28 protein-coding genes are annotated in these 26825 nt (G+C 66.3%); 9 read left to right on the top strand and 19 right to left on the bottom strand.

What is annotated here, in order from left to right; all coding sequences use genetic code 11:
• Positions 1-5: 5 nt before the first annotated feature.
• The 3 genes from A5790_RS13195 to A5790_RS13185 form a co-directional block, all read right to left on the bottom strand.
• A complete protein-coding gene (locus tag A5790_RS13195; RefSeq protein ID WP_066844644.1) occupies positions 6-614 on the bottom strand; it encodes a GNAT family N-acetyltransferase in 609 nt (202 codons plus the stop codon).
• A 64-nt stretch (positions 615-678) separates the two neighbouring features.
• Positions 679-1374 carry a proteasome protein gene (locus A5790_RS13190; RefSeq protein WP_066844643.1) on the bottom strand — a complete coding sequence of 232 codons (696 nt, stop codon included), beginning with the start codon at positions 1372-1374 and terminating at the stop codon, positions 679-681.
• Between the two features lie 32 nt (positions 1375-1406).
• Complete coding sequence (locus A5790_RS13185) at positions 1407-1775, bottom strand: DUF488 domain-containing protein (RefSeq protein WP_066844640.1); 369 nt, start codon at positions 1773-1775, stop codon at positions 1407-1409.
• 19 nt (positions 1776-1794) lie between these two features.
• Here A5790_RS13185 and A5790_RS13180 point away from each other — a divergent pair, with 19 nt between their 5' ends.
• The gene (locus A5790_RS13180) at positions 1795-1989 is read left to right on the top strand and encodes a hypothetical protein (protein WP_066844637.1); all 195 of its coding nucleotides are present in this window, start codon (positions 1795-1797) and stop codon (positions 1987-1989) included.
• A gap of 2 nt (positions 1990-1991) precedes the next feature.
• Here A5790_RS13180 and A5790_RS13175 read toward each other — a convergent pair whose 3' ends face one another.
• Together A5790_RS13175 and A5790_RS13170 are read right to left on the bottom strand one after the other, a co-directional pair.
• The gene (locus A5790_RS13175; protein WP_066844633.1) at positions 1992-2531 is read right to left on the bottom strand and encodes a TetR/AcrR family transcriptional regulator; all 540 of its coding nucleotides are present in this window, start codon (positions 2529-2531) and stop codon (positions 1992-1994) included.
• On the bottom strand, positions 2515-2970 hold the full coding sequence (locus A5790_RS13170; protein ID WP_066844629.1) for an SRPBCC family protein: 456 nt from the start codon (positions 2968-2970) through the stop codon (positions 2515-2517). The genes A5790_RS13175 and A5790_RS13170 overlap by 17 nt, the downstream gene beginning before the upstream one ends.
• Before the next feature lie 71 nt (positions 2971-3041).
• Here A5790_RS13170 and A5790_RS13165 point away from each other — a divergent pair, with 71 nt between their 5' ends.
• Positions 3042-3761, top strand: coding sequence for a TVP38/TMEM64 family protein (locus A5790_RS13165; protein WP_066844626.1), 720 nt, complete (start codon positions 3042-3044; stop codon positions 3759-3761).
• Here the strand turns inward: A5790_RS13165 and A5790_RS13160 are convergent.
• The 5 genes from A5790_RS13160 to A5790_RS13140 are packed head-to-tail and all read right to left on the bottom strand — an operon-like array spanning position 3758 to position 7647.
• On the bottom strand, positions 3758-4351 hold the full coding sequence (locus A5790_RS13160; RefSeq protein WP_066844623.1) for a carboxymuconolactone decarboxylase family protein: 594 nt from the start codon (positions 4349-4351) through the stop codon (positions 3758-3760). The genes A5790_RS13165 and A5790_RS13160 overlap by 4 nt on opposite strands.
• A gap of 1 nt (position 4352) precedes the next feature.
• The gene (locus A5790_RS13155; RefSeq protein WP_066844617.1) at positions 4353-5216 is read right to left on the bottom strand and encodes a TIGR03619 family F420-dependent LLM class oxidoreductase; all 864 of its coding nucleotides are present in this window, start codon (positions 5214-5216) and stop codon (positions 4353-4355) included.
• The gene (locus A5790_RS13150; RefSeq protein ID WP_066844614.1) at positions 5213-6043 is read right to left on the bottom strand and encodes a TauD/TfdA family dioxygenase; all 831 of its coding nucleotides are present in this window, start codon (positions 6041-6043) and stop codon (positions 5213-5215) included. Before A5790_RS13150 ends, A5790_RS13155 begins: the two co-directional genes overlap by 4 nt.
• Complete coding sequence (locus A5790_RS13145; RefSeq protein ID WP_064418674.1) at positions 6044-6367, bottom strand: hypothetical protein; 324 nt, start codon at positions 6365-6367, stop codon at positions 6044-6046.
• On the bottom strand, positions 6364-7647 hold the full coding sequence (locus tag A5790_RS13140) for an SRPBCC family protein (RefSeq protein WP_066844611.1): 1284 nt from the start codon (positions 7645-7647) through the stop codon (positions 6364-6366). The genes A5790_RS13145 and A5790_RS13140 overlap by 4 nt, the downstream gene beginning before the upstream one ends.
• A gap of 129 nt (positions 7648-7776) precedes the next feature.
• Here A5790_RS13140 and A5790_RS13135 point away from each other — a divergent pair, with 129 nt between their 5' ends.
• From A5790_RS13135 to A5790_RS13120, 4 genes are all read left to right on the top strand, one after another.
• Positions 7777-8694, top strand: coding sequence for a LysR family transcriptional regulator (locus A5790_RS13135; RefSeq protein WP_066844609.1), 918 nt, complete (start codon positions 7777-7779; stop codon positions 8692-8694).
• 137 nt (positions 8695-8831) lie between these two features.
• The gene (locus tag A5790_RS13130) at positions 8832-9545 is read left to right on the top strand and encodes a Crp/Fnr family transcriptional regulator (protein ID WP_066844685.1); all 714 of its coding nucleotides are present in this window, start codon (positions 8832-8834) and stop codon (positions 9543-9545) included.
• Between the two features lie 47 nt (positions 9546-9592).
• Entirely contained in the window at positions 9593-9796 is a 204-nt protein-coding gene (locus A5790_RS13125) for a hypothetical protein (protein ID WP_126315883.1), read from the top strand.
• 153 nt (positions 9797-9949) lie between these two features.
• A complete protein-coding gene (locus A5790_RS13120) occupies positions 9950-10807 on the top strand; it encodes a SigB/SigF/SigG family RNA polymerase sigma factor (protein ID WP_082961707.1) in 858 nt (285 codons plus the stop codon).
• A 6-nt stretch (positions 10808-10813) separates the two neighbouring features.
• Here the strand turns inward: A5790_RS13120 and A5790_RS13115 are convergent, their stop codons facing one another.
• On the bottom strand, positions 10814-11209 hold the full coding sequence (locus A5790_RS13115) for a Zn-ribbon domain-containing OB-fold protein (RefSeq protein ID WP_174522758.1): 396 nt from the start codon (positions 11207-11209) through the stop codon (positions 10814-10816).
• Positions 11210-11336: 127 nt separating this feature from the next.
• On the opposite strand from A5790_RS13115, the gene A5790_RS13110 reads away from it, so the two are divergent.
• A complete protein-coding gene (locus tag A5790_RS13110) occupies positions 11337-12530 on the top strand; it encodes a thiolase family protein (protein ID WP_066844603.1) in 1194 nt (397 codons plus the stop codon).
• Between the two features lie 6 nt (positions 12531-12536).
• On the opposite strand, the gene A5790_RS13105 is transcribed toward A5790_RS13110, so the two are convergent.
• From A5790_RS13105 to A5790_RS13095, 3 genes are all read right to left on the bottom strand, one after another.
• Complete coding sequence (locus tag A5790_RS13105) at positions 12537-12920, bottom strand: DUF4267 domain-containing protein (protein WP_066844600.1); 384 nt, start codon at positions 12918-12920, stop codon at positions 12537-12539.
• 57 nt (positions 12921-12977) lie between these two features.
• The gene (locus tag A5790_RS13100) at positions 12978-13406 is read right to left on the bottom strand and encodes a VOC family protein (RefSeq protein ID WP_064398035.1); all 429 of its coding nucleotides are present in this window, start codon (positions 13404-13406) and stop codon (positions 12978-12980) included.
• A 67-nt stretch (positions 13407-13473) separates the two neighbouring features.
• Positions 13474-14316 (bottom strand): PHB depolymerase family esterase, encoded by an 843-nt coding sequence (locus tag A5790_RS13095; protein ID WP_231987778.1) that lies wholly within the window; start codon positions 14314-14316, stop codon positions 13474-13476.
• 560 nt (positions 14317-14876) lie between these two features.
• On the opposite strand from A5790_RS13095, the gene A5790_RS13090 reads away from it, so the two are divergent.
• Positions 14877-15104 carry a GAF domain-containing protein gene (locus A5790_RS13090; RefSeq protein ID WP_066844597.1) on the top strand — a complete coding sequence of 76 codons (228 nt, stop codon included), beginning with the start codon at positions 14877-14879 and terminating at the stop codon, positions 15102-15104.
• Between the two features lie 2 nt (positions 15105-15106).
• On the opposite strand, the gene A5790_RS13085 is transcribed toward A5790_RS13090, so the two are convergent.
• Entirely contained in the window at positions 15107-16438 is a 1332-nt protein-coding gene (locus tag A5790_RS13085; RefSeq protein WP_066844680.1) for an APC family permease, read from the bottom strand.
• A gap of 238 nt (positions 16439-16676) precedes the next feature.
• Between A5790_RS13085 and A5790_RS13080 the strand changes: the two genes are divergently transcribed.
• Positions 16677-18110: a DUF4185 domain-containing protein gene (locus A5790_RS13080; protein WP_066844596.1), complete on the top strand. Its 1434-nt coding sequence runs from the start codon at positions 16677-16679 to the stop codon at positions 18108-18110.
• A 126-nt stretch (positions 18111-18236) separates the two neighbouring features.
• On the opposite strand, the gene A5790_RS13075 is transcribed toward A5790_RS13080, so the two are convergent.
• The 4 genes from A5790_RS13075 to A5790_RS13060 form a co-directional block, all read right to left on the bottom strand.
• Positions 18237-22403: a SpoIIE family protein phosphatase gene (locus tag A5790_RS13075; protein ID WP_066844595.1), complete on the bottom strand. Its 4167-nt coding sequence runs from the start codon at positions 22401-22403 to the stop codon at positions 18237-18239.
• Positions 22400-22750 (bottom strand): STAS domain-containing protein, encoded by a 351-nt coding sequence (locus tag A5790_RS13070; protein WP_082961705.1) that lies wholly within the window; start codon positions 22748-22750, stop codon positions 22400-22402. The genes A5790_RS13075 and A5790_RS13070 overlap by 4 nt, the downstream gene beginning before the upstream one ends.
• Positions 22751-22859: 109 nt before the next feature.
• Positions 22860-23528: a PAS and ANTAR domain-containing protein gene (locus A5790_RS13065; RefSeq protein WP_082961704.1), complete on the bottom strand. Its 669-nt coding sequence runs from the start codon at positions 23526-23528 to the stop codon at positions 22860-22862.
• A 51-nt stretch (positions 23529-23579) separates the two neighbouring features.
• Entirely contained in the window at positions 23580-26489 is a 2910-nt protein-coding gene (locus A5790_RS13060; protein ID WP_066844594.1) for an RND family transporter, read from the bottom strand.
• Positions 26490-26825: the final 336 nt, after the last annotated feature.

Here is a 26825-nt window from a genome sequence, read left to right as displayed (position 1 = left end):
CGTCGCTACGCGCGCGGCAGTGCGTACAACGCCATGCGCCGGTTCGACATGTCGTGCTCGCCGAGGAACTCGCAGCCGGCGTGTTCGCAGACGTCGCGCGCGCCCTTGTTCCGGTGGTCCGGATCGAACATGATGCGGCGGCACTGCGGGTCGAGCTCGAAGATGTTGGCGGTCAACCGCGGCAACAGGATCGGCGCGATACCGCGGTTGACGAAGCGCAACTCCGCGATCGCCGCGTGCATCCCGATGTCGTGAGGTTCGGCGTCATACCGCGGGGCGATCGAATCCTTGGCGGCCCGGTACAACTCGACGTAAACGAACGGTTGCCCCCGGAACGAGCCGACGAACGGCCTGGAGTACTCGCCTGCCAACTGCGCGCTCAGATACCGGTGCCACCGCTCGGGGGGCCAGTCGTATTCCCACGCCTCGACAAGGTGTGGGCGGTTCATCCACTCCGAGATCATCTCCGCATCCGCGTCCGGATCGGCCAGCCGGACGAAGTACGGCTCGGCGAGCACCGGCGTGGGCGGTGCCGCGACCTCACGTACCGCATCGGAAATGTCGGTCAGCTCCCGCGGAAGGACGGGCGAGGGTGCATCGTCGATCTCGGTCATCGCCCGCCGAGCCTACCGGAACGACTAAGGCAAGACTTACCTTCCCCGCCTGGACTTTCTGCCCTCAGTCGAAGAGGTCGTCGAGGGCCCGCTGTTCGAGTTCGGTCCACCGGTGCACGTTGTCCCGGACCTCGGCGACGGCCTCCTCGTCGAGATGCCGTGCCCCTTCCGGCGTGATCCGGCAGAGGTCCATCGGCCCACCGACGCTCGGGGACGACGCGTCCAGCGCGTCGAGCACCCGCAGCGCGGCCACCATGCCGTAGTCGACGCTGCGTTCGCCCATTTCGAAGTGCGCCAGAAGCGCGTGGGCCTGCTGGGCCATCGGCGATCCGCTGCCCACCGCATGGAAACCGATCTCCTCGTAGCGGCCGATCAACCCGTGCGGATCGATGTCGACGATGAACGGATCCCCGTTCGCGTAGCCCGCGGCGAGAACGTAGGTTGCCGGGGTTGCGCCGGGCTTACCCGCAGGCACGTCTTCGATGAAGTTCGCGTAGTGGTGCTTGAGCACCGGCAGAACCCGAGCCTGCAGGGCGTGGCCGATGTCGGGCGCTTCCACGATCGCGTCCGGTTCGTTGTCGAAGATCTGCTCGAGGTCGTAAAGCACCGCACGCGACCCGCTACCGCCCCACGCGGCGCGTTTTCCGAGCGGGTGCAGCTTCTGAGCCGGATAGCTCAGACCGCGTTCGGGGTCGGTGATCTGCGAGTCGGAGGCCATCGCGATCCCGTCAGCGCAGCGGATGGCGAGTACGACGGTCATCGCGGCAGTTTCGACGGCATGCGCCGATCGTCTCACGCCTCCCGGGTCAGTAGGTCGCGCAGGACGGCCGCGTGGCTTCCGTCGACGTCGCGGGTTGCGGTCGTGAGCACCACCGGACCTTCGGCGGCCAGGCCGCGCAGTTCGTCGAGCGCCTGTGCCGCCTCCTCGGTCTCCAGTTCGGCCGTGTAGCGGGCGACGAACTCGTCGAACCGTTCCTGCCGGTGCGCATACCAGCGCCGCAGCTCGGTCGACGGCGCCACCGCCCGCAGCCACCGGCCGACCCGCGGATCGTCTTTGCGGATTCCTCGCGGCCATAGCCGGTCCACCAGAACCCGGGTGCCGTCGTGCTCGCCCGGCGGGTCATAGACCCGTACGACCTCGACGCTTGGCCGGCCACCCATGCGGTGAGATGGTAGGGGCATGGCGGTGGACCGAGTGGCGGATCTGCAGCGATGGCAGGACTCCGGTGCCATCTGGGAAGTCAGGGTGCGACGCGAAGGCAGTGTGACCGTCGCGCTGCTGCGCTGCGACGGCGGCGAGGAGGTCGACGTGTTCACCTCCGGGGACCCGCAGCTGCTTGCGTTCATCGGCGAGCGTCGAAGCAGTGAAGACTGACCTCATCGGCGCTGTGCGCGGACCAGGTCGGCGAATGCGGCAGCCGCCGCGTCCACGCCGTCGAGATCCTCGGTAGCGACGAGGTCCAGCAGCAGACCGCGTGCTACCGCGAGGCCGAGCCGCATCATCGCCGGGTCGGCCGCGCCGCTCGGATCCTGGGAGAGCCAGTCCTCGACCGCGGCAGGAAGCATTCGGGCGAACGGTTGCTCCCCCTGCACTCCCCGCGCGTAGCACTCGAAGAACAGCCGCTCGAACGGGCGCAGGTCGGGCCTGCGCAGATTGGCCCACATCGCCGCGATGGCTTCGGCGGGATCGGCCGGCAAGTCGTGGGTCAACACCATCTGGCGTCGCTCGACCTCGCCGACGATCGCCAGCAGCAGGTCGTCACGCGACCCGAAGTGGTGCAGCAGCATCCGATGACTGGTGCCGACCGCGGCGGCGAGATCACGAAGCGACCGGTCACCGATGCCGTTGCGCGCGACCTCCGCGACGAGCCCGTCGAGCAGTTCCTGCCGACGCCGGGCGTCAGGCGGACGAGCCATCGAGCCGGTGCAGCTGCTCGCAGCGCGCCTTCAAACCCTCGGCTTCGAGGTCAAGGTAGCGCCTCGTCATCGACCGCATCAGTAACCCGACCAGAGCCCCGACCGGGCCTCGTTGTTCGAGGCGTTGATGGATACGCGTACGCGCCTGCGAGTCTGGGCTGACCGGGCTGACTTCGTGGCACGCCACCGTGAGCCCGCCCGGCGAGCGCTGCACCCATGTCCACGAGGCACCGGGCGTCACCTCGGTGACCTCCCAGACCAGCTTCGGCATCCGCGGTTGCTTGATTTCGAACCTGTTGCCCACGGCCAACTCTCGGCTGTCCAACGCCACGAGTCGAGTCACCGAGGCGGTCCACTCCGGCCAGCGCTCGACATCGCTGAACACATCCCATACGACGGCGGCGGGGGCGTCGATCTCGGCGCCACACTCGGTAATCATGTACCAAATGGTACATCCATTGCGTCACCGCGGGAAGTGCGTATCCGCCCGTGCGGCAAGATTGCCTCGACATGACCCTCAGCGACCGCCCCGCGACCCGTCGGTGGCACATTCTCCGACTCGTGCTGTTCGCGGCGTTCCTGCTCGGGTTGTTCTACCTGGTCGCCGTATCCGGCGTGGTCGACGTCGACCATGTCCGCCACACAGTGGCCTCCACCGGCCCCATCGCACCGCTGGTCTACGTCGTGGTGTCCGGACTGCTGGGCGCAGTGTTCGTGCCCGGGCCGATCCTCGCCGCCGCCAGCGGCGTGCTGTTCGGCCCGGTCGTGGGCACGTTCGCCACCCTCGGCGCGACGGTCACCACCGCGTGCGTCACCAGCCTGATCGGCAGGCGGGCGGGACGCGACAGCGCGCGCGCACTCCTCGGCGAGGAGCGAGCAAGGAGGCTCGACGATCTCATCGCGCGGGGCGGGCTGTGGGCCGTCGTCGGCCAGCGTTTCGTTCCGGGCATCTCCGACGCGCTCGCGTCCTACGCCTTCGGCGCGTTCGGAGTTCCGTTGTGGCAGATGGCCGTCGGCGCGTTCATCGGGTCCGTCCCCCGCGCGTTCGTGTACACGGCGCTGGGAGCGTCGATCGCGGATCTGTCGTCACCGCTGGCGTTCACGGCGATTGCGGTGTGGTGCGTCACCGCCATCGCCGGTGCGTTCGCCGCACACCGGGGCGTACGGAGTTGGCGCAGACGGGACCGGCGCAGCGACGACGAACCGGCACCCGAAGCGGAGGACTCCTAGTCCGGAAGCGTCGCGCTGCCGGATGGCGGGGCGAGCTGCCAGGTGTCGCAGGCCATCGCGAGCATCGCGTAGGTGCCGACGACGAAGATCAACTCCATCGCCTGGTGGGTACCGAGTTCGTCGACGAGTCGACGCCACCCGTCGGGTGTGGCCCGGCCACGGGCGAGCAACTCGTCGGTCGTCTCGAGCACCAGCCGGTCCACTCCGTCGAACTCGGCGTTACCGCGGGCGATCCTGGCGATCTCGTCATCCGACAAGCCGCCCGCCTTCGCGATCTTGACGTGCTCACCCCAGAAGAACGACGAACGCCGCGCATGGGCGAGCCGCAACACCGCCAGCTCGCGCAGCCGCAGCGGTAGCTCGCCGCGCTGCAGCAGAAACGCGTTGTAGCCGAGGAACTTCCGCGCCATCTTCGGGTGCCGGGCCAGCACACCGATGATGTCGAAGTTGAGCGGGTCCCTGGGCTCTCCCGAGCCGGCCCGTGGCACGTCGTTGCCTGGAACCCCCATCAGCGCGCCGACGGCGGCGTACTCGTCATCGCCCCATTCGTCGGCAGTCAGCGGCATCAGAAGCGGATGGTCTTGCGTCATGTCACCTCTCGTCAGTTTGGCGGTGCAACTCCGCGAGGGCGTGAATCTGCTCGAGGTAGTGCTCGAGCGACCGGTGGACGAACCGCGCGGACACGGTCGTCGTGCCCGCATCCGCCATCTCCCGCAGTGTCTTTCGCGTCCCATCGGGGTCGTCGACCGGGTCGAGCGGGCGGTCGGCGGCCAGCACGACCTCGAAGCCCGGCGGTATCTCACGCGCCTTGAGCCACTCGCCGGCGGTCGCGACCGAGATGCCGAACGGCGCCCAGCCCTCGGCGAGCGTGACTGCCCGCCGCAGCGACCGTTTGGTCCGACCGCCCACCCAGATCGGCATCTGGGGCTGCAGTGCGCACGGGTCGACGATGAGGCCGCCGAACGAGTAGAACTCGCCGTCGTAGGAGGGCTCGTTGCTCGCCAGCGTGGCGCGCAAGGCGCGCAGCGCGTCGTCGGCGCGCGGGCCGCGGTCCTCGAACGGCGCGCCGAGGAGGTCGAACTCCTCCTTGAGCGAGCCGACGCCGACCCCGAGGATGAGACGCCCACGGCTGACGTGATCCAGTGTCCCGTAACGCTTCACGATGGCCAGCGGATGGTGGTATCCCAGCACCAGCGTCATCGTGGCGAGCCGGATCCGTTCGGTGCGGGCGGCCACATAACCGAGGGTCGCCAGTGGATCCCAGTACCTGGCGCCGCGCCGCCCGGCCTCCGATGCCGGAATGCCGATGTGCTCGCTGCAGGTCAGGTGGTGGTACCCGAGCCTGTCGGCCGTTTCAGCGACGCGGCCGATGTCCTCGACTCCTGCGTCGCGCTCCCACGTCAACGCCGCCCCGGCGACGTTGGTGACGACCGGTGTCGCGATGCCCAGCTTCAATTCAGTGGCTCTTCGCCCGCCAGGATGGTCCGGTGCATCAGGCGACCGCTGTCGGCGGCGTAGGGCAGGGCGCGGTGCATGGTGCCGGTGTTGTCCCAGATCAGCAGATCGCCTACCCGCCATTCGTGGCGATAGACGTATTGCGGTTGGGTGGCCCAATCACGAAGCCGGGCAAGCAGAGCGCGGCTCTGTTCGACGGGCATGCCCACCACGTAGTCGGCTGTCGCGCCGAGCAGCAGAGATTTGCGGCCGGACTGGTGTGTCCATACGATGGGGCACGCCTTGGTCGGGGACTTCTGCCAGAACGCGATCTCGTCGTAGCTCATCTCGGGTGTGACATAGTACTGAGATCGCTCGGCGCTATGCACGACCCGAAGATCGGCGATGAGATCCTTGTCGGATTGCGGTAGATCGTCGTATGCGGCGTAGGTGTTGCAGAACTCCGTATCGCCCCCGGTATCGGACAGTTTCACGGCTCGGAGCAACGTCGCCAAATTCGGATAGGGCTGCAGGGAGCCGTCGAAGTGCCAGAACAGCGAGCCCTTCAGGTATTTCGCGCGTTGGTTGACGTTCTCGTCGAGCGAGATCTTGTAGATCCCCTCCTCACCCTCGTTGGCTACCACGGTGCCCAACGTCCTGGCGATCGCGACCTGTTGTTCGTCGCTGATCTGCAACCCGCGAAAGAACACCACGCCGCGTTGTTCCAGTGTGCCCCTGATCTTCTCGGCAGCGCGACCGCTCAGCAGGGTGTCGAGATCGGTTCTGATCTCGCTGCCGATCCTGGGGGTGAGGTCGACGACGTCCAGTTGTGCGGAGGTCAGGCTCACTCAGCTCACCCTCGTCAGTATCGTGTTGGCCGAATGTTTGACTCGCGGTTGGTTCCACAGCTCGACCGCGAGTGAGACCGTGATCAGCGAGTAGAGCAGGTTGCGCAGGTTGGCGACGTCCTCGGGCAGCGGCTCGGCGTAGTCGAACTTGTCGACGTAGGCCAGAGCTTCCTCGGCGTACGGGAAGATCTCGTCGTAGAACGCCCGAATCTGTTCCATGGAACTGTTGACCCGCTTGACGTAGCGCGCGTGGCCGTCCTCGATGGCCCATTCCGGCACGAGGTGTTCGAGGTGCGAAAACCCCGGCGGCAAAGTGGCGTTCATCGCATCACCTCCTGCTCTTCGCCGGCCTTGACGTAATCGCCGACGACCTTGTGGAAGTGGCGAAGCAGGATCTCCTCGTCGTTCATCGTGAAATGGGTGAGCGCGCCGCTGTTCAGCATGGCCTGCAGACCTTCCGACGGGCTGGCGTCCTCGAGGATGATGTCGTTGAGGAACGTGACCGTCAGCTCCTGGCCCAGCCGCTCCCTGTGTGTTCTCGGCGGCTGGTAGTAGGCCTCCGTCTCGAAGATGTGCGAGTGCGGTCCGGTGGGCCAGTGCGTGTGCACAGTGAATCCGGACGCACCGAAGATCAGCACGAAGTTCGGGAAGAACTGAAACGAGTCGAAGCCGTACTTCTCCGACCGTGTGGGGTTGATACCGGTGGGCATCGGCCCGCGGTCGACCTTCTTGTTCCACGGCCCCGCCGCGCTGGCCTCGAAGACGCACTCGATCGGCTTGGAGTACGGCGTCTTGCGGGATGGTTCACCGGAGAACGAGAACATCCGGTGCGGGCCCTTGAGCCGGTAGGCCAACGCGTCGGTGAACGGATTCGGTCGGTCGAACGCGTCGCGGGCCTCCGCGGTGAGCGCGCCGAAGGAGGACGCGTGCAGGTAGGGCCCGTGATAACTCTCGGCGAACCCGTCGAGGAAGATCTTCCAGTTGCACTGCAGTTCGGCCTTGAGCTTGTACACCTGGTGGGGTCCGGCGAACGGATAGCCCTCGATCTCGTGCGCCAGCTCGCCCAGGAACTCGCGCAGCGGCTCGGTGTTGTGCGGGTTGAGGTTGATGAAGATGAAGCCCTCCCACACCTCGCACTGGATGGCCGGCACCCGGCAGCTGTCGGCGTCGAAGTCGAGCAGCAGATCCTTGCGAGTGGTCGAGTGCAGTGAGCCGTCGAGTTTGTAGCGCCATCCGTGGAAGCGGCAGTACAGCAGCGGTGCGCGACCTTCGATCTCCTGGAACGGGTCGTCCTCCCACAGCATCTTGTTGCCCCGGTGCGGGCAGATGTTGTGGAACGCCCGGACCACGCCATCTTTGCCTCGCACGATGATCACCGAGGTGTTGAGGAACGTCAGCTCGCGGGTGAAGTAGCTGCCCGACTTGGGCACGCGCTCGACGCGCCCCATGTAGAGCCACGTCTTCTTGAAGACGTGCTCGCGTTCCTTCTCGTAGAACTCCTCGGAAACGCAGTCTTGAAGCGACACCGGCCCACGACCCAGTTCGGGGTAGGCGTCGGTCCAGTGTCCGCTCGCGGGTTTGGTCACCAGGCTGTCGTGACTCAACGGCTCTCCTCCGTCGGGCTGAAGACGGTAGGGGTGAAGGTACCGCCGCCGATATGGCCGAAACAGACCCGCGAGCGCAACACCCTGTTGCATATTTGGAACACCGCAGAGGGAAAGAACGCTAGAGCCATGGAACAGAACCTGCCCTTCGACGTCGACGCCCTGCTGATCTTCGGCAAGGTGGTGGAGAACCGAAGCCTGTCGAAGGCGGCCGCACTGTTGGGAATGCCGAAGTCGACCGTCAGCCGCAAGCTGACCAGGCTGGAGTCCGACCTGGGCATCAAACTGCTGCGCAAGAACACCCACCAGCTCACCGTCACCGATCTCGGCGAGCAGGTGTACGCCCACGCGGCCAACATCCTGACCGAGGCCAACGGTGTCCGCGCGCTCGTCGAGGGCAGCAGACAGGAGCCGCAGGGCGAATTGCGGGTGGCGATCCCCGTCTTCGTCGGCATCGACTACGCCTCCCGCGTCGGTGCGGCGTTCCTGCAGCACTATCCGAATTCGCAGCTGGACATCCGGCTGGTCGACCGGGTGGTTGACCCAGTCCGCGACGGGTTCGACGTGGTGTTCAGCACCGGACCGCTACAGGACTCCACGCTGATCGCGCGCAAGGTCTTCGACCTCGAGCTGTTCTTGTGCGCGTCACCGGATTTCCTTGCGCGCCTGCCCGAACCGGTCCGCGACCCCGCACAGTTGAACACGCTTCCGTTCATCGACTTCGGCTTCGGCGGGCCTCGCAAGCTGACGGTCACCGCAAAGGCCGGCCTGCGCGAGCTGACACCGCCAGTCCGGGCGCGCGCCAACAACTTTCAGGTGTGTAAGCAGTACATCATGCAGGGCCTCGGGATCGGTGCGATGCCCACCCAGATCATCTGCACCAACGAGCTGCGCGAGGGCACCCTCGTCCCGGTGTTACCCGAGTGGCGCCTCGAGTCGCTCGACGTGCACATGATCTATCCGTTCGAGTTGTCCTTCTCCACCCTCATCAGCGCGTTCTACGAGACGGCATGCGAAATCATCGTCGAGAACACCGCGCGCCAGTAACGGCCGTCGCTGGCGCGCCGCCGGTCACACTTCGCCGCCCGTGACGGCCTCGAGCGGCACCAGATCCAGCGGTTTGCGTTTACGCCGGTCACAGCCGGGTAGCCCCGCACCCAACTGGGTTGGGAGTGGGCATGCTGATGGTCGCCGGCGCCACGGAAACGGGCGCGAGTTGTGGCAGTGAAGCCGTGCTGGCTCGCTCGGCGATCATGCGGGGGTTGGCGCCCGCGGACAAGGCGGCTCTGATCGACCGATTCGACTACGCCCGGTTCGGGCAGGGTGAGTGCATATATCCCGAAGGCCAACCCGATCACCGGCTCTACCTCGTCATCGAGGGCAAGGTCAAGATCGGCTGGCGGTCGGCGGAGTTCCCCGAGAAACTGCTCGCCGTCCTGGGCCCCTCGGAGATCTTCGGCGCCGAGTCGATGTTCGATTGCGCGCCTCGCACCGGTTCGGCCACGGCGCTCACCGCGGTGCTCGTTGCCGTCATCGACCGTGATGCGTTGCACGACTGCCTCGATGGCAACCCGCACATCACCGAGCAGTTGATGCGCCTTCTGGCGCGAAACCTACGACGCGCCGAAGACCTGATCACCGACCTGAACTTCACCGACGTTCCCGGCCGGATCGCCAAACAACTCCTTCACCTCGCGCAGCGATTCGGTGTCCGACAGGACCGGCAGTTGCGCCTCGACCACGGCCTCACTCAAGCGGAAATCGCCCAATTGGTCGGCGCGTCAAGGGAATCGGTCAACAAAGTGTTGTCGGAATTCGTCCAGCGCGGCTGGATCACCGTCTGCGGAAAGAGCCTGGTGATTCACCAGACCGAACTCCTCGCCCGCCGGGCACGCTGACGCGCGAGCAAACTTTTTCGCGGCCGGGGGCGTTGTAACGACCGTCGGTGGGTAACTACAAAGGCATGGACCCCGACACGTTGGTGGCGATGGCAGGTTTGACGGCGCTGGGCGCCGCGGTGTTCACAGGCGCGGTTTGGGACAGCCCGCTCGTCTCTGCACCCGCCCGGCTCGGCAGGCAGCAGCGACCGTATGGCAAGCACGCCATGCCCGTCAGCACACCCAGAAAAGCGCGAGAGTTCGCCGGTTGACCACGGTTGCGCCCGTCGACGGTTACGCTGGGCAAAGGTCCCCGATAGGCGAGGTTTCAACGAACCGTCCGAAAGGGTAAACCGCAGCAGCCACAGGTTCAGATCCGAGCCGTGTGATCGATACGGCAGGGTCGGAAGTTAGGAGCCTGTGTGGTGTCAGAGGCGATTTCTGAATACGCAGACGTGACCGAGATGTTCCGCCGCCTCAAAGCGCTGGACGAAGGATCACTACCCTACCGGCGCCAGCGCGAGGCGATCGTCGACAGGACGTTGCCACTGGCCGACCATGTCGCCCGGCGCTACCGCAACCGCGGTGAGCCGATCGACGATCTGGTGCAGGCGGCGCGGGTTGGCCTGGTCAACGCGGTCAACCGCTTCGACCCCGACAACGGCGCCGACTTCCTGTCCTTCGCGATCCCGACCATCATGGGCGAGGTACGCCGCCACTTCCGCGACTACGGCTGGGCGGTCAAGGTTCCGCGCAGGCTCAAGGACCTCCAGGGGCAGTTGGTGAAGGCCCGCGCGGAGTTGTCGCAGAACATCGGGCGCGCGCCGACGCCGTCCGAAGTCGCCGCCCACCTCGGCATCGAACGCGAAGCAGTGATGGAAGCGACGATCGCCAGCAGCAACTACTCCACGCTGTCGACCGACGTCCAGGCCGCGGCCGACGACGAGTTCCGCTCGGTCGGTGACACCCTCGGCGACATCGACCCGAACATCGACAAGGTGGTCGATCTCGAGACCGTACGGCCGTTGATCGCCGCGCTACCCGAGCGCGAAAAGACCGTGTTGGTGCTGCGCTTCTTCGAGAGCATGACGCAGACCCAGATCGCCGAACGGATGGGCTATTCGCAGATGCATGTGTCGCGCCTGCTCGCACAGGCCCTTCGCAGGCTCCGCGAGCAGGTCCGTGAACCCGGCTCCAACGGTGTGGAGGTCGAGGGGACCGCGCAGCGTCGGCGACGCCGTTCTCCTGTCGCGACGGCGCCTCACCTCAAGCGGGGCGCCTGAGACGGATCAGCGCGGCGCGAAGACGGGTACGACTACGGTCTCGCCGTTGAGATCCTGACGTTCGAAGCGCACCGCGACCGGAAGTCCGACGTGCACCGAATCAGGTTCGCAGTCCACGATATTGGCTGCGATGCGCAGGCCAGGTTGTTCGTCGAGTTCGACGATCGCAATGACGTAGGGCAGCGGGACAGCCGGGTTGAACGGCTGGTGGTTGACGGTGTAGGTGAACACCGTGCCGAGCCCCGATACCGGTCGAGCGGTGACTCGTCCTCCGCAGTCGGGACAGTCCGCGGTCGGCGGAGACACCCACAATTGGCAACGCTCACAACGGGTGATCAGCAGTTGCCCATCTCGTCCCCCGGTCCAGAAGGCGCGATTGTGCTTGTCGAGAGCCGGCAGCATCCTGGCGGCGTTGGCAGGTGACACGTCGTCGGACACGTCTAGGAAAGTACAGTCTGCAGCGGGCGGTATCACAGAGATTTCCCGTGACGGCGCGTTTTCAGGAGCACGAGGGCGAGGCGGTGGCCGGTTGAGCACGTTCGAGAAGGACGCCATCATCAGCGGGCTCGGCATCTCCCGTATCGGGCGTCGCACCGGGATCCCCAGGATCGATCTGACGATGGAGGCGGTGCGCGCCGCCGTCGCCGATGCCGGCCTCACGCCCGATGACATCGACGGCATAGTCACGTTCGGGGATACGCCGCTGCCCGAAGTCATTGGGGCGCTGGGCGGTCCGGCTGTCGACCAGGGCTACGGTTTCCCGACCGGCGGCGTGCTGACCCCGGCGATGTCGGCGATGGTGGCGGTCTCCGAGCGGCGCGCGCGGCACGTGGTGGTGTATCGGACCGTGCAGATGCTCGGCGGAACGATGACGCAGACACCGCCCAGCTCCGAGCCGAACCCGCTGGCGAACCCACCCGTCGAACCCCGCGCCCTCGGGTCCAGGCGCAAGCTCGGACCGTTCGGCGACATCGACGAACTACTGGCCGCGCACGCCTACTCTGCGGCCAACTGGCTGGCCATGCACTGCCGTCGGCATATGGAGCTGTACGGAACGACCAAGGAACAACTGGGCTGGCTGGCGATCAACAGCAGACGCAATGCCGGGCTGAATCCCCTTGCCGCGTACCGTGACCCGATGACCATGGCGAACTACCTGGCTGCCCGGCCGGTGTCCACACCGTTCGGGCTGTATGACTGCGACGTGCCCATCGATGGCTCGATTGCGTTCGTGATCTCTCACGCCGAATACGCGCGAGACTGCCCACAACCACCGGTGGCGGTGGAAGCCGTTGGCGGCGCGTATGGTTCGGGAGGCTGGTTTCACCGCGACGATTTTCCGAAGATGGCGTCGACCGACGCGGCCGCCGAGATGTGGTCGCGCACAGATCTGACACCCTCGGACGTCGATCTCGCCGAGCTCTACGACGGCTTCACTTTTCTGACGTTCGCATGGCTGGAGGCGCTGGGTTTCTGCGCGGACGGCGAGGCGGGTTCGTTCGTCGAAGGTGCGACGCGCATCGCGCTCGACGGCGAACTGCCACTCAACACTTACGGAGGACAGTTGTCTGCGGGGCGGATGCACGGCTATTGGCTGCTACACGAGGCGTGTCTTCAGCTGCGCGGGCAGGCCGGTGACCGGCAGGTGTCGCGCCGGCCCGAAGTGGCGGTCGCCGCGGCAGGGGGCGGGCCGATCGCCGGCTGCCTGCTGTTGACCCGCTAAGTGAGGTCAGTCCTCGGCGCGTGGGGGCCTGCGCAGCGCGCCCCACAGCCCGACCCCGATGCCGATGACCGCCCCGCCGAGGCCGATAACCCGCTGAGAGCGTCTCATCTCGTGGTGCACGCTCGAGCCGCCCAGCAGGTCGGCCGCATCGGCGCCGCCCGAGGCCAGGAACCAGCCTCTGGTGTCGCGGCCTCGCAGCGCGGATGCCAGCAGCAGCCCGCCGATGAGCGCGTCGCGGTAACCCATTGAGCGCAGCAGCAACTGCGTCGTCGGCACCGGCTCGTCCGGATCGCCCCACAGCCGGTTGGCCCGAAGGGGGTCGACCATAAACGACACACCGGACGCGAAGCGGATGCTGCCGGCGACGAGCGCGGCGCGGTCATAAGACATGGCGGCAGCCTAGGCCGCGGCGGTGTGCGACGAGCTCGTTTTGCGGCTGAGTGGTACTCAGCCGACCGCGAACAGCTCGAGCTGAATGTTGTCGGGGTCGCGAAACACCACGGTCGCAAACGGAAACGGCTCGTCGGCCGCACGGACACCGGAGTGTTCGATACCGAGTTCGTCGAGCCGTCGCGTCCACGCGTCCAATTCGTCTCGTGACGCCACGTTCAACGCCACGTGGTCCAAACCGGTTCGGGCTTCGTCGAATTGGTTTCCGTCGTTGCCGGTGTTGGTGTGCAGCCCGATTACGACGCCGGAGCGCGGATCGATCAGCAGTTCGCCGTAGCCGGTGTCCTCGCGTTCGTAGTGGGGGAATTTCATCGGCAACCGGTCCGCTCCTAGCAGCCGTTGATACCACGCCAGGCTGGCCTCGAGGTCGGTCACCGTGATGGAGATGTGGTGGATGCCGGTGATACCCGGGACGTCGTCGCTCATCGGATCTCCTGTTCGTTTCGCGCCGGCTCCAGTCTGCCGTCACACCACCGTAGGCAGAAGCGTCGGATCACCTGCCGTGAGTTGCGAAGAACTGCCCACTCGACTGGGAGGCGTCGAACGGAGCGAAGAAGCCGCCGGGCCAGACGTGGCCTCCGCCGTCGATCTGGACGAACACCACCTCGGTTCCGCCAGAACATCCGGCGGCGACGAACCGGTGGACGTTGCCCTGCACCTCCTCGACCGGTGCGGGGCAGCCGTCGATCTCACGCCAGCGCTGCGCCATCGCCGGCGCCGACACGATGTCGCTGGGCCCTCCGCGGCCCACCATCGGGCCGCCGGTGAACGGCACCACGGGATCGGCGGTTCCGTGCACCGCCAACACCGATACGGGCTGCGACGGCGCGCAGGGGACACCTGACGCCAGCGTGCCGGCGACCGGTGCCGCGGCGGCGAAGACATCGGCGCGTTCGCACGCCAGCCGCGAGGCCATGAAGCCGCCCGCCGAGGTTCCGGTCACGAAGACGTGGCCGGCGTCGACGCCATACTCCTCGCGCAGCCGTTCGGCGAGTGCGACCAGGAACCCGACGTCGTCGACGCCCTGGCGGTCCGGTACTGAGGCGCCGCGGCCGTCGGCCCAACTCATATCGATGCCGTCGGGATAGGCGACGACGAACCCGTACTGATCGGCGATCGCGTTGTAGTTGGTGGCTCCGGCCTGCGCCGGCCCGGTCATCCCTGCGCCGTGCAGGTTGAGCACGAGCCCGGCGGGGCGGTCGAGGCCGGACGGGGCGTGCACCGTGTAGGTGCGGTTCAGCCCGCCGATCGTCAACGCGCCCACCGCATCGCCACCGGGGAACGCCGAAGCCTGTCCCCCGCCGAAGCCGAACAGCAGACACAGCGCCGCCAGCACGACCGCCGTTCGTGTGAGGAGTGAGGCCGCGGGCCCCCCGCGATGAGCACCTCTCAGATGAGCCGATCGTCCCGCCATCGTTCGTCCCCCCTTTCGAACAGTCACCCCGCGCGAACGTAAACCACCGTCGCTTGCTGTGTTCACCTTTTATCCCAGGTCGGCCGTATGCATGCGTTTGGCCGCAAAGGCGCCGGGTATCTCGTGCGGAACCTTTTCCGGATGCCTATCGACGATCGGACAGTTTTGGTTACGTCACACCTCACGTCGAGTCCCGCGGTCGCACGCCTTCATCAATGGCCCACGACGGTTGCGAAGTCGGTCACCGGAACGCTTCGGTTCATCGCGGACCGCGCCGCCGAGGAAGTCGGCGTCTCGGTCGGCGCCGGCGTCACCCTGCTGACCACGAGTGGGCGCCGAATCACGTCGGTCGCCACCGATCCCGCCGCCGACCGGCTCAACGCGTTGTTCGACAGATATCACGAAAACCCTGGCACGACAGCGTGGTTCTTGCAGACGGCGGTACAGGCGACCGGCTCACCTGAGGCCGAGCGGTGGCCGGAGTGGATTGGGCAGGCGCCGAGGTCGGAGCCAACAGCGTGCTGTTCGCGCCGCTGCGGACACCGCAGCGGCTGATCGGCACCTTGATGGTCTACTCGCGCGAAATCGACGCATACCGTCGCTCCGATGCAGACATGCTCGACCGCTACGCCTGCGATGCCGCCATCCTCATCGACGAATCCCAAAGCGCGCAAACACAGTTCCTGCGGGGTGCCGTGCGCAAGCGCTGACGTCAGCGACGCGTCGCTGCCCGGGCCCCCACATACAGCACCGCACCCACCGCGATCAGTATCGCGGCGAAGAGCCAGACCTTGGCCGTCTGCTGGGTCAGCAGCAGCACACAGGACGCCACTCCCAGCACCGGCACGGCCGTCCAGACCCGGAAATGCGGGTGATCGACCGGGTCGCGACGGAGCACCAGCACCGCGATGTTCGTCGAGATGAAGACGATCAACAGCAGCAACACCACCGTCTCGGCGAGCGTCGACAGATCGCCCAGCAGGCTCAGCACCATGGCGACGGCGGTGGTCGCGACGATCGCCGTCCACGGCGTGCGTCTCTTCGGCAACACGCGACCGAGCACGCTGGGCAGCAGGCCGTGTTCGGCCATGCCGTAGGTGAGCCTGCTGGCCATGATCATCGTCAGCAGCGCGCCGTTGGCGACGGCGACGAGCGCGATCGCGCTGAAAACCCAGTCGGGGACGCCGACGTCGGCCGCCGCGACCACGTCAAGCAACGGTCCCGAAGACTCCGCGAGGTCCGCGGCGGGCAGGGCGATCGCGCTCGCCACACCGACCAGCGCGTAGAGCACACCCGCGGTGATGAGGGCGCCGAACAGCGCCGTGGGATACACCTTGCTCGGATTGCGAATCTCCTCGGCCACGTTCGCCGATGTCTCGAAGCCGACGAACGAGTAGTACGCGACGATCGCTCCACTGAGAATCGCCAACGCCGGCGTGGCGCCCTCGGGAAACTCGGCGACGCGGCTGACATCGCCCCGCCCGCCGCCGACCATCATCGACACCGCGATGACGACGATCAGCAGACCGGTCAGCTCGATCACTGTCATCACAACGTTGCTCTTGACCGACTCGCTGATCCCCCGCGCGTTGAGGCACCCGATCAATGCCAGGAACACGATGGCCGCCGGTACGGCCGGAACATCGATGAACGTCGTGAGATAGTCGCCGGCGAAGGCGAGCGACAGACCGGCTGCGCTGGTCACCCCCGCGGCGAGCATGCAGAAGCCCACCAGGAATGAGATCACCGGTCGACCGAACGCCCGCTCCGCGAAGACCGCCGCACCGCCCGCCTTCGGATACTTGGTGACCAGTTCCGCGTACGAGCCGGCGGTGAGCAGTGCCAGCAGGAGCGCCAGCAGAAGCGGCGCCCACAGCGCACCGCCGACATCGCCGGCGAGAACGCCCATCAGCGCGTAGATCCCGGCGCCGAGCACGTCGCCGAGGATGAACAGAAACAGCAGCGGCCCGGTGATCTTGCGTTTGAGCTTGCCGTCCGTCGTCTCGTCGGGTTCGCCGGTGTGCGCTTCGGCCGGTGAGGTCATGCCGGTCTTGATACCCCACGCAACCGGTAAACATTCCGCACCGGTCGGCGCGGCTTGTGTGTGGAAACGATCGCTCAGCGAGCGAAACGACGCGCAAATCGCAGCAATGGGAGGTTGCGACACGGTCACAGGTGAGTACCTATCCGCGCATCAAGATCACAGAAGTCACTTTCGTCACTAACGTCACATCCGCCCATCGCTGACGTCCCGTCGGGCGCCCGCCTCCGAAAGGTGTGACATGTCGCCGCCCCCGCGCATCGCCTCGTTGTCGGTGGCGTCCGCAACCGTGATCGCACTGAGCGCCGTGCTCGGCGTCGCCCCCTCGGCCACCGCGGAACCGTGCACCGGGGCTGCCGCGGCCGCACAACCGCCCGCCGCGCCGAACACCGAAGCAACGCCGGCGCTGCCGGGTGGCCCGCCGGTCGGCCACCGGCCCCGCAACACCAACGACGAAGCGCCGTTGCCGCGACTCGGCCGACTGCCCGCCGAGATCCTCCAATCACTTTCGCCGCAGTCGGCGACCGTCGACCAACAGGCTGCCGTCCGCCCCACTCCGCCTCAGCCCCCAGCGGATCAGCCTGTCGCGCAGCAGGTTCCCGCTGCCGCCCCCGAGCCGCCTCCGCCGCCCGCGCCGCCGGGAACGACGCTCGTCGGGTGGGTCACCGGCCCCGAGAGCCCGAACAACACCATCGGGCGCTTCGCGATCACCGGCACCGACCTCGGAATCATGTGGGACAACGGCGATCCCGGCAATCGCCAGGTGCTGATGGCGTTCGGCGACACGTACGGCTACTGCAGCGTGCGGGGGAAGCAATGGCGCTACAACGCGCTGCTGCGCACCCAGGACGGCGCACTGTCGAAGACGGTCGCCGTGCCCGACGGCGCGCTCGCCAACCGTTACTCCGGTTCCCCGCTGTGGGCGCCCGGCCTGTCCAAGCAGATCATCAACAGCACCAAGTGGGCGCCGAACGAGAAAGGCATCATCCCCACCGCTGGTGTTGCCGTGGGCGGCCAACAGTTCGTGAACTTCATGTCCATCAAGAGCTGGGACGCCGACGGCCGGTGGACGACCAATTTCTCCGCGATCGCGGTCTCCCCCGACAACGGCGAGCACTGGGGCGTCTACCCCGGTACGGTGCGCGCCGCGCGCGAAGGCGACGTCCCGGATGCGCGTTACGTACGGGGCAACGAGAACTTCCAGCAGGGCGCGTTTCTCAAGCCGGGCGCGGATGATCCCTACCTGTACACGTTCGGGACGCCGGCGGGCAGAGGCGGCGCGGCGTACATCGCGCGCATCCCGCAGGGAGCGGTGCCTGACCTCAACCGCTACGAGTACTGGAACGCCGACCAAAACGCCTGGGTACCACGAGATCCGGGAGCAGCCACGGTGGTGATCCCCGGTCCGGTCGGCGAGATGTCGGCCCAGTACAACACCTACCTCAAGCAGTACCTGGTGCTGTACTGCAACGGCGCCAACGACGTGGTGGCCAGGATGGCACCCACTCCGCAGGGACCATACGGTCCCGAGCAGTTGTTGGTTCGGTCCTGGGATGTCCCCGGCGGCATCTACGCGCCGTTCTTGCATCCGTGGTCGACCGGCAAGGAGTTGTACTTCAACGTGTCGCTGTGGTCGGCCTACAACGTCATGCTGATGCGCACGGTGCTTCCGTGACCTCACCAGAACCGTTCAGTCGCCCTCTGCCGCTTGCACTTCGGCCACCGACGTCAGCCCGCTGATCGTCAACACCGGCATCAGGATCGGGTTGGCGGTCGGTGCGCACGGTGAGCGGTGTGGGCATCAGGCGATCCTGGCGTGCAAGTCGATGGTCGTACCGGAATCGCCCGTCTCGATCGTGACGTCGTTCATCAGCGCCCGCATCAGCGCGATTCCGCGGCCGCGGTGGGACGCGGGGTCGGCGTGGGGCACTTTCCACACCCCGGTGTCGGCGATGGTCAGGTGAAGCCGGTCGGCCAGCACGGTCGCGCGCAGACGCACGGCGCCACCGGGACGGTCACGGTGCCCATGCTCGACCGCGTTGGCGAGCGCCTCCCCGGTGGCGATCAACACGTCGAGGGTTTGGCTCGGATCAATCCCCGCCCGCACCAACCACTTCCGCAGCTCGCTGCGCGTGCCTGCCAATTCAGCGGGATCAGCGCTGAATTCGATTTCCAGCGGCGCCGGTTGCCGATACAGCATGAGCGCGACGTCGTCCTGGTATCCGTGGATGGGTGTCAGCTGCGTCATGATCTCATCGGCCAGGTCGTCCAGCGCTGTGGCGGAATGGTTTTCGAGCACGTCGACGGCCCGGCCAATGCCCTTGTCGAGAGATTCGCGCCGACGCTCCACCAGGCCGTCGGTGTAGAGCAACAACGTCGCGCGGGGCGGCATGACCTGCCGGCCCTCCGGACGAATGTGATCGAAGGGCAACCCGAGCGGGGTGACCGAGGCGTCGTCGAGCAGTCGGCTCGTGCCGTCGGCAAGCACCATGACCGGAGGCGGGTGGCCGGCACTGGAGTACAGCAACTCACCGGTGTCCGGATCGAGCACGGCGCAGAATGCCGTCGTGCACCGTGCGCCGGGCAACCGGGCGGCGAATCGGTCAAGGGCTGTCAGCGCCGCGGCCGGTCCGGGGTGTTCCAGAAGCAATGCCCGACAGGCGCTTCGCAGCTGCCCCATCACCGTGGCGGCGGTCAATCCGTGCCCGACGCAATCGCCGACGATCAACGCGATCCGGCCGTCGTCCAGATCGACGACGTCGTACCAGTCACCACCCACCTGCAGCGGGCGGGTGGCCGGCTGGTACCGCACGGCGAAGCCGCTCGAAACGGTGGGGCCGAGAATCGCGTGCTGCAGCGCGAGTGCGGTTTCGCGCTGCTGGTCGAGTAGGTGTACGCGCTGCAATCCCTGGCCGAGCCTGCCTGCCAAGACCGCCAACAGCGTCTTGTCTTCGGGCGTGAACGGTCGGCGCTCGGGCAATTGGAGGTAGACGATCAGCAGCCCGCGCGGATGCTGCAGGGCGATGCGCGCGGACCCGGTGTCCGACGCGTCGGCCACCAGTGAGTCGGCGGAGCGCAGCGAGGTGATCGCCAGTCTTGTGGCCGCGGGCAGGTCGTGCCACTCGACCGGCTCGCCAGAACAGACCAGCCCTGTCGGATCGATCGTCGTGGCACCATCATCGGCCGGAAACGTGACGGCCAGAACGCGGTGCGCCCGCCACACCTCACGCAGCACGTCGGCTGCCGTGCGCACCGCGTCGTCGAGCGTATCCGCCTGCGCCAGTTGCTGGTTGAGCGCTGCCAGCGCCGCCTCCCGCTGCACCGTGTAGTGCTCGGCGGTGACGTCGCGGAAGGTGCCGACGATCACGGGCCTGCCGGTGTCGATCTCCTCGATCTGGTTGTAGGTGAGAGTCACCCACAGACGGTGCCCGTCGCGGTGCGTAACCGGAACCGTGTGCCTGCCATGCGGTTCACGCATAATCTGTGACAACAGCTGGTTGGCTTGGTGATGCGCTTCTGGATCCGACTCCGCCGTCGGCCACCACGGTTGTACGGGTTCATACGGCAGTTCCTCGACGCCGTAGCCGAGGATGTCGGTGAACGCCGCATTGATTTCGATCACCGCGCCGCGCTCGTCGGCCACGAAGAACGCCTCCTGCAGCGAGTCGATCAGCGCGGTGCGCCAGCGGGCGTGATGATTGCGGATCCTTGCGAGTTTGACGTTCGCGCGCACGCGCGCCAGCAGTTCGGCGGCGGCGAACGGCTTGACGAGATAGTCGTCGGCGCCGGCCTGTAAACCCTCGATGGCGGCTTCCTGTCCGGCGCGGGCGGACAACATCAGCACCGGTACGGCCGCGGTGCGCGGGTCTGACCGCAAGGCGGCGACCAGTTGAAGACCGTCCAGACGCGGCATCATGACGTCGCTGACCACCATGTCGGGCAGCTCCGTGCGGACCGCGTCCAGCGCTTGCTGACCGTCGGTGACGGCATCGACGAGGTATCCGTCGTTGCGCAGCATCCGGGCGACGTAATCACGCATGTCGGCGTTGTCGTCGGCGATGAGCACCCGCGGTGTGGTGCCCGGAACCGGAGGCGAAGTGGGTGAGCCGGGCAGCTCCGAGGGCACATCGGGGGCAGGCCCTTCGCCGTCGGCGGGCAGCCACCGCAGCGCCTCCTGGAGGTAGGGCTCGGCACCTGCGGCCGCTGTCTGCGTGTCATCTGCGGAGAAGAGCGCCGCGGCCGGTAGATGCGCGGTGCCGAAGTGCAGGCGGATCGCGAACGTGGTGCCGACACCTTCGCTGCTCTCGGCGGTGATGCTGCCGCCATGGAGTTCGACCAGTTCCTTGACCAAGGCCAGGCCGATCCCGCTGCCCTCATTCGACCGCGCCCGCACGTTCTCGATCCGGTGGAACCGTTCGAACAACCGGGGTATCTCCGCGGCGGCAATTCCGGCTCCGGTATCGGAGACGGTCACCACCGCGTCGTCGCCGTCGCGGGTCGCGTTGACCGAAATGCCACCGGTGAAGGTGAATTTCAGCGCGTTCGACAGCAGGTTGAAGATGACCTTCTCCCACATGTCGCGGTCGATGTATACCGTTTCGCCGAGAGGAGGACAGTCGACGGTGAACGTGAGGCCGGCACGCTCGATCGCCGATCGGAAGACGCTGGCGAGTTCGGCGGTGACGGACGCGAGCTCGACCGGGGCGAAGCTCGCCCGCATGCGGCCGGCTTCGATACGCGAGAAGTCGAGCAGCGTGTTGACCAGTTTGGCCAGCCGTAACCCGTTGCGCCACACGATGTCCAGCTCCTCGCGAGCCAGAGCGTCGAGGTCGGCGCCGCGGGTCCGCAGTTCGGCGACCGGATCGAGGATCAACGTCAGGGGGGTCCGGAACTCGTGGCTGATGTTGGAGAAGAACGCCGTTTTGGCACGGTCGAGTTCGGCGAGCTCTTCTGCGCGCTGCTGCTGAGCCTGGTAGTTGCGCGCACTGCCGACGCCCGCGGCGACATGGCCCGCCACGAGCGACACGAAGCCGCGGTAGGTGTCGTCGAGCGGACGGTAGCGGTTGAGCGCGGCGACCAGGAAACCGATCGGGGAACCGCCCTGTTGTTGCAGTGGGACGATCAGCGCGTGTGTCGGTGGGTCGCGCCAATCACCGGTCGGCAGGTCCGCATACCTGTCGTCGTCGAGCGCGAGCACCGTCGTCTCACCGCGCGCAGGTTTGTCGAGCGGCCAACTGCCATCGCTGTCTGCGGGCACCCACGTCGATGCGATCGGATGGTCGGCGATGCCCCCGGTGGATCCGGCAAGACGTGCACCGTCGTCGGCGTCGAACAGATAGATCAACGTGAACGGCAGGTCACGCAGGTTCTGACCCAGCTGGCGTTCGGCGAACGCCATGATCTCTTCTTCGGTACGCACCGCGCTCGGGTCCGATCCGAGGTCGCGCAACGTCGCCATCTGGCGCTCGCTGATCACCTTCTGGGTGTCCTCGCTGACCACACACAGCATGCCCACGACCAGCCCTTCGTCGTCGCGCAGCGGGCTGTAGGAAAAGGTGTGGTAGGTCTCCTCCTGATAGCCGGAGCGCTCGAGGAACAGGAGCAGTGCCGAGTCCCAGGTCGCCTCTCCGGTGGAGAGCACGAGATCGATTCGCGGGCCGATATCGGGCCAGATCTCGGCCCACACCTCGCGCGCCGGCCGGCCGAGGGCCCAAGGATACTTGCGGCCCAACGTGTCCCGTCGGTAGGCGGCATTGCAGAAGAAAGTCAGATCGGGCCCCCACGCCATCCACATCGGGAATCGCGAGGACAGCAGGATGTTGACCGCGGTTCGCAGGCTCTGCGGCCAGCCGTCCGGCGTCCCCAGGGGTGTGGCGGCCCACCGAACCTCGGCCAGATCGGGACCGACCTCGCCGTCGGCATCGAAAACTGTGGTCAACCGATTCTGCGGCCCCCTCGGGTCACTCATGCGTCGACCGCATCGGCCACGGATCCGTACGGCCGCAGAACCTTGTCGAGCTTGGTGACCTCAATGGGGCGGACCACCTCGGGGTTGGCGGCCACCAACCGCACCGTCACCCCCGCCGCCAAGCCCTTCTCGTAACACTCGAGGACGGCGTTCAGGCCCGCACTGCCGAAGTAGCCGACCCGGGACAGTTCGACGATCAGCAACTTGGCTGGATGCTCGTCGGCGGCCTCGACCGCGCGGTCAAGGTGTGGCTGCAGCGATCCGACGCTGTTCGAGTCGATCTCGCCTGCGACCGACACCACCACCGCGGTGTCGCGCATGTCCAGGCTCACCTCTAATTGCGCCACGTCATCCCACCCGTCAGTGGCGGAGCGGTGCGCGCGTCTGATCCGTCATGCCTTGGTGATACCCCGGCGGCGACTTCAGTTACCACGCGCATCCACGGCCCTCGATCACCTACTCGGCGCGGGTGTGCGCGGTGAGCAGCAGATGGTCGAACTGCCTTCGCAGGTCGTCCCGCTGGGGATCGATCGTGCCGAGTTCGGCGACGATCTGCGCGGCCAGGGAGCGCAACTTCGTGTTGGTGTGCTGTGAGCGCCACATCAGCAACTCGAACGCGGCTTCGGCGTCGATGCAGTAGACGAGCATCAGGGCGCCCTTGGCTTGCTCGATCGCCGCTCTGGCCTCGAACAGCTCGGGCAGCGAGTCACTCAACGCTTGGCGGCGGGTCTGGGCGAACGTGTCGGTCAGGTCGATGTAGTAGCCCTCGGTGCCGACCACCGCACCCTTGTCGTCGAGCATCCGGTCGCCGATCACGATGACGGTATGCAACCTGCCCGCGGTGTCGATGAACCGGTGGCGGCTCGAGAACGAGCCACCCAGGTGCAGGGCGTGGTCGAGTAGATCCTGGACGTGCTGTCGGTCGTCGGGATGTTTGTGCGACAGCAGCAGTTCGGTTGTCGGCACGACGGTGCCCGGTTCGTACCCGTGCATCCGCGCCACTTCGTCCGACCACTCCCAGCGCTGCCCGACGAACCAGAACCTGAACGTGCCGACATTGCGGTCCGCAATAGCCCAAGCCGAGGCAGACGGTAGTGGGCTGTCCGCCACGTCGGGGTTCGACATCTGCCAATCATGGCACCACAGACCCCGAAGAAGGAGCGCGTTCGGAAAGCTCTATGACTTCGGTTCTGCTCGGCCGCGGACACTGCTTCCCACCGCCGCCCGCTCCGGGAACACGGCGGCCATCCTGCGCTGCGATGCCGGAGTGAGCACCCTCTGCGGCCACCAGAACCAACGGCCGAGCAGGGCGGCGACGGACGGCGTCATGAACGCGCGCACGATGAGGGTGTCGAACAACAGACCCAACGCGATCGTGCTGCCGACCTGGGCGATGCTGCGCAGATCGCCGACGACGAACGAGGCCATCGTCGCGGCGAACACCAGGCCCGCCGAAGTGACGACCTTCCCCGAACCGGCCATCGCACGGATGATCGCGATTTTGAACCCGTGGTGCAGTTCCTCCTTGAACCGGGAAACCAGCAGCAGGTTGTAATCCGAGCCGACGGCCAACAACAGGATCACCGACATCACCAACACGATCCAGTGCAGCTTGATGCCCAGCAGGTGTTGCCAGACGAGCACAGACAGTCCGAACGACGTGCCCAGCGAAAGCAGAACCGTTCCGACGATCACCGCAGCGGCCACCACCGCCCGCGTGATGATCAGCATGATGATGAAGATCAATGCCGCAGCGGACAATCCGGCGATCATCAGGTCGTAGTTGGAGCCGTCGCGCATGTCCTTGTACGTTGCCGCGGTTCCGCCGAGGTAGATGGTGGACCCCTCCAACGGGGTGCCCTTGATGGCTTCCTTGGCCGCGAGCTTGATCGCGTCGATGTGGTCGATGCCTTCTGGGGTGGCGGGATCACCCTCATGCTCGATGATGAAGCGCACCGACCTACCATCCGGTGAAATGAAGTTTTCCATGCCGCGCTGGAAGTCCTTGTTCTCGAACGCTTCTGGCGGCAGGTAGAACGAGTCGTCGTTCATCGATGCGTCGAACGCGTCGCCCATGGCGTGCGAGTTCTCCTGCATCGCGGCCATCTGATCCTGCAGTCCCTTCTGCGAGGAGTGCATGGTCAGCATCATGGTCTTCATCGTCTTCATGGTTTCGATCTGCTGGGGCAGCAGCAGGATCAGCTGAGGCATCAGGCTGTCGAGGTGTTCGAGATCGGGCACGAGGTGCTCGATGTCATCGGTCAACGTGTCGATGCCGTCGAGGGTGTCGAAGATCGAGCGCAGCGACCAGCAGATCGGAATGTTGAAGCAGTGCGGTTCCCAGTAGAAGTAACTGCGGATGGGTCGGAAGAAGTCGTCGAAATCGGCGATGTGATCCCGTAATTCGGCAATGTCGACCGTCATCTCCTTGGTCTTTCGCACCATGCTGTGAGTGGTGTCGGCCATCTGCTGCATCAGGCTTGCCATCTTTTCCATCTGGTCGATGGTCGACTGCATCTCGTCGGCCTGGACCAACATGTCGGCCATCCGGTCCTGCAGGTACTTCTGATTGAGCTGGTTGGTCGTGCCCTGCATGCTCAGCAGAAACGGGATAGTGGTGTGCTCGATCGGCTTACCCTGCGGCCGGGTGATGGTCTGCACGCGGGCGATGCCGGGTACGCGAAAGACCCCCTTGGCGATCTTGTCGATCACCAGGAAGTCGGCCGAGTTGCGTAGATCGTGGTCGCTCTCGACCATCATCAGTTCGGGGTTCATCCGGGCAGCGTCGAAATGCCGGTCGGCGACGTCGTATCCGATGTTCGACGGGGTGTCAGCGGGAAGGAAGTGCCGCCCGTCGTAGTCGACCTTGTATCCGGTCAGCGCCAGCAACCCGACCAGCGACAGGGCGCAGGTCGCGACGAGAACCGGCCCCGGCCACCGCACGACCACGACGCCGACCCGTCGCCATCCGCGGGAGTTGATCGGTCGCTTCGGTTCGAAGAATCCGAACCGGCTACCCACGACGGTGACAGCCGGGCCCAACGTCAAGGCGGCGATCACCGCGACGAGAACGCCCACCGCGCATGGCACCGCCATGGTCTGGAACCACGGCAGCCTGGTGAACTTCAGGCACAACAAGGCGCCGGCGATCGTCAGACCGGAGCCCAGCACCACGTGGGCAGTGCCGTGAAACATGGTGTAGTAGGCGGTTTCCTTGTCCTCGCCGGCCTGGCGGGCCTCTTGATACCGGCCGATCAGGAAGATCGCGTAGTCGGTTCCCGCGGCGATGGCGATCAGGGTCAGCAGGCTGGTGGCGAATGTCGAGAGCCCGATCAGTCCGGTGTTGCCGAGGAAGGCGACGATGCCACGGGAGGCGCCGAGTTCGACGAACACCATGAACAGGATCAGCACCATGGTGGCGATCGAGCGGTAGACGATCAGCAGCATCACCGCGATGACGATCAGCGTTGCGACAGTTGCTTTGACGGCTCCCTTGTCACCCGCGACGCGCTGGTCGGCGTTCAACGCCGCTCCGCCGGTGACGTACGCCCTGATTCCCTGCGGGGCAGGGACTTCCGTGATGATGTCGCGGACCGCTTGGATCGATTCGTTCGCGATCGTCTCGCCGATGTTCCCGCGCAGATAGATTTGCACATACGCCGACTTTCCGTCGGCGCTCTGCGCCCCCGCTGCGGTCAGCGGGTCGCTCCAGAAATCGGCGACATGCTCGACGTGTTCTGGGTCGGCGCGGAACCTCTGGATCAACTCGTCGTAGTAGCGGCGTGCTTGTGCGCCGAGCGGTTTGTCACCCTCCAGGATGACCATCGCGTTGCTGTCGGAGTCGAACTCCTGGAAGTTCGCGCCGATGCGCTGCATCGCGATGAAAGCCGGCGCGTCGTGGGCGTTCATCGAGACGGTGTTGGCCTCGCCGACCTTCTCCAACGACGGGACGAACACGTTGGTTACCGCGGTCAGCACCAGCCAGCCGATGATGATCGGCACCGAGAGCACCCGGATGGCATGAGCGATGCGCGATCGTTCGGCCTGCGTTCCGGACGGACTGCGGGCTGGTCGAATTGCGGTCATCCCATGACCCTTCGGTGGCGCGCGTGTCGCAGGCCGACCGTGTCCCCATGACCCTGTCCACCGTGCGTGTCGTATATCTAGCCTGTCGAACTATCGGCTGTCAATCTTTGAAGACCAGCTCGTGGCCGGTTTCTGGGAGGACGCGGTGTCACCGGTTTGCCTGGGTGGGTCGGCGGCGGTGCGAGGCAGGGCCACCGCAACGCTCGCAGTCAAGTGAGGTGACGGAGAAGCTCAGGCCTAGCTCTTTGCCCACCATGAGCACTTGCGCGGAAGGATGCGGCTCGGGCGAAGTCGTTGCGCTCAGGTCGCCGGAAGCCCCGGCGACCTGAGAGTCGA

It is taken from the genome of Mycobacterium sp. 852002-51152_SCH6134967, from assembly GCF_001667105.1.
Classification (GTDB): Bacteria; Actinomycetota; Actinomycetes; order Mycobacteriales; family Mycobacteriaceae; genus Mycobacterium; species Mycobacterium neumannii_A.
The sequence above is the reverse complement of the archived record's forward strand: the minus strand, read 5'-3'. Positions and strand labels throughout refer to the sequence as shown.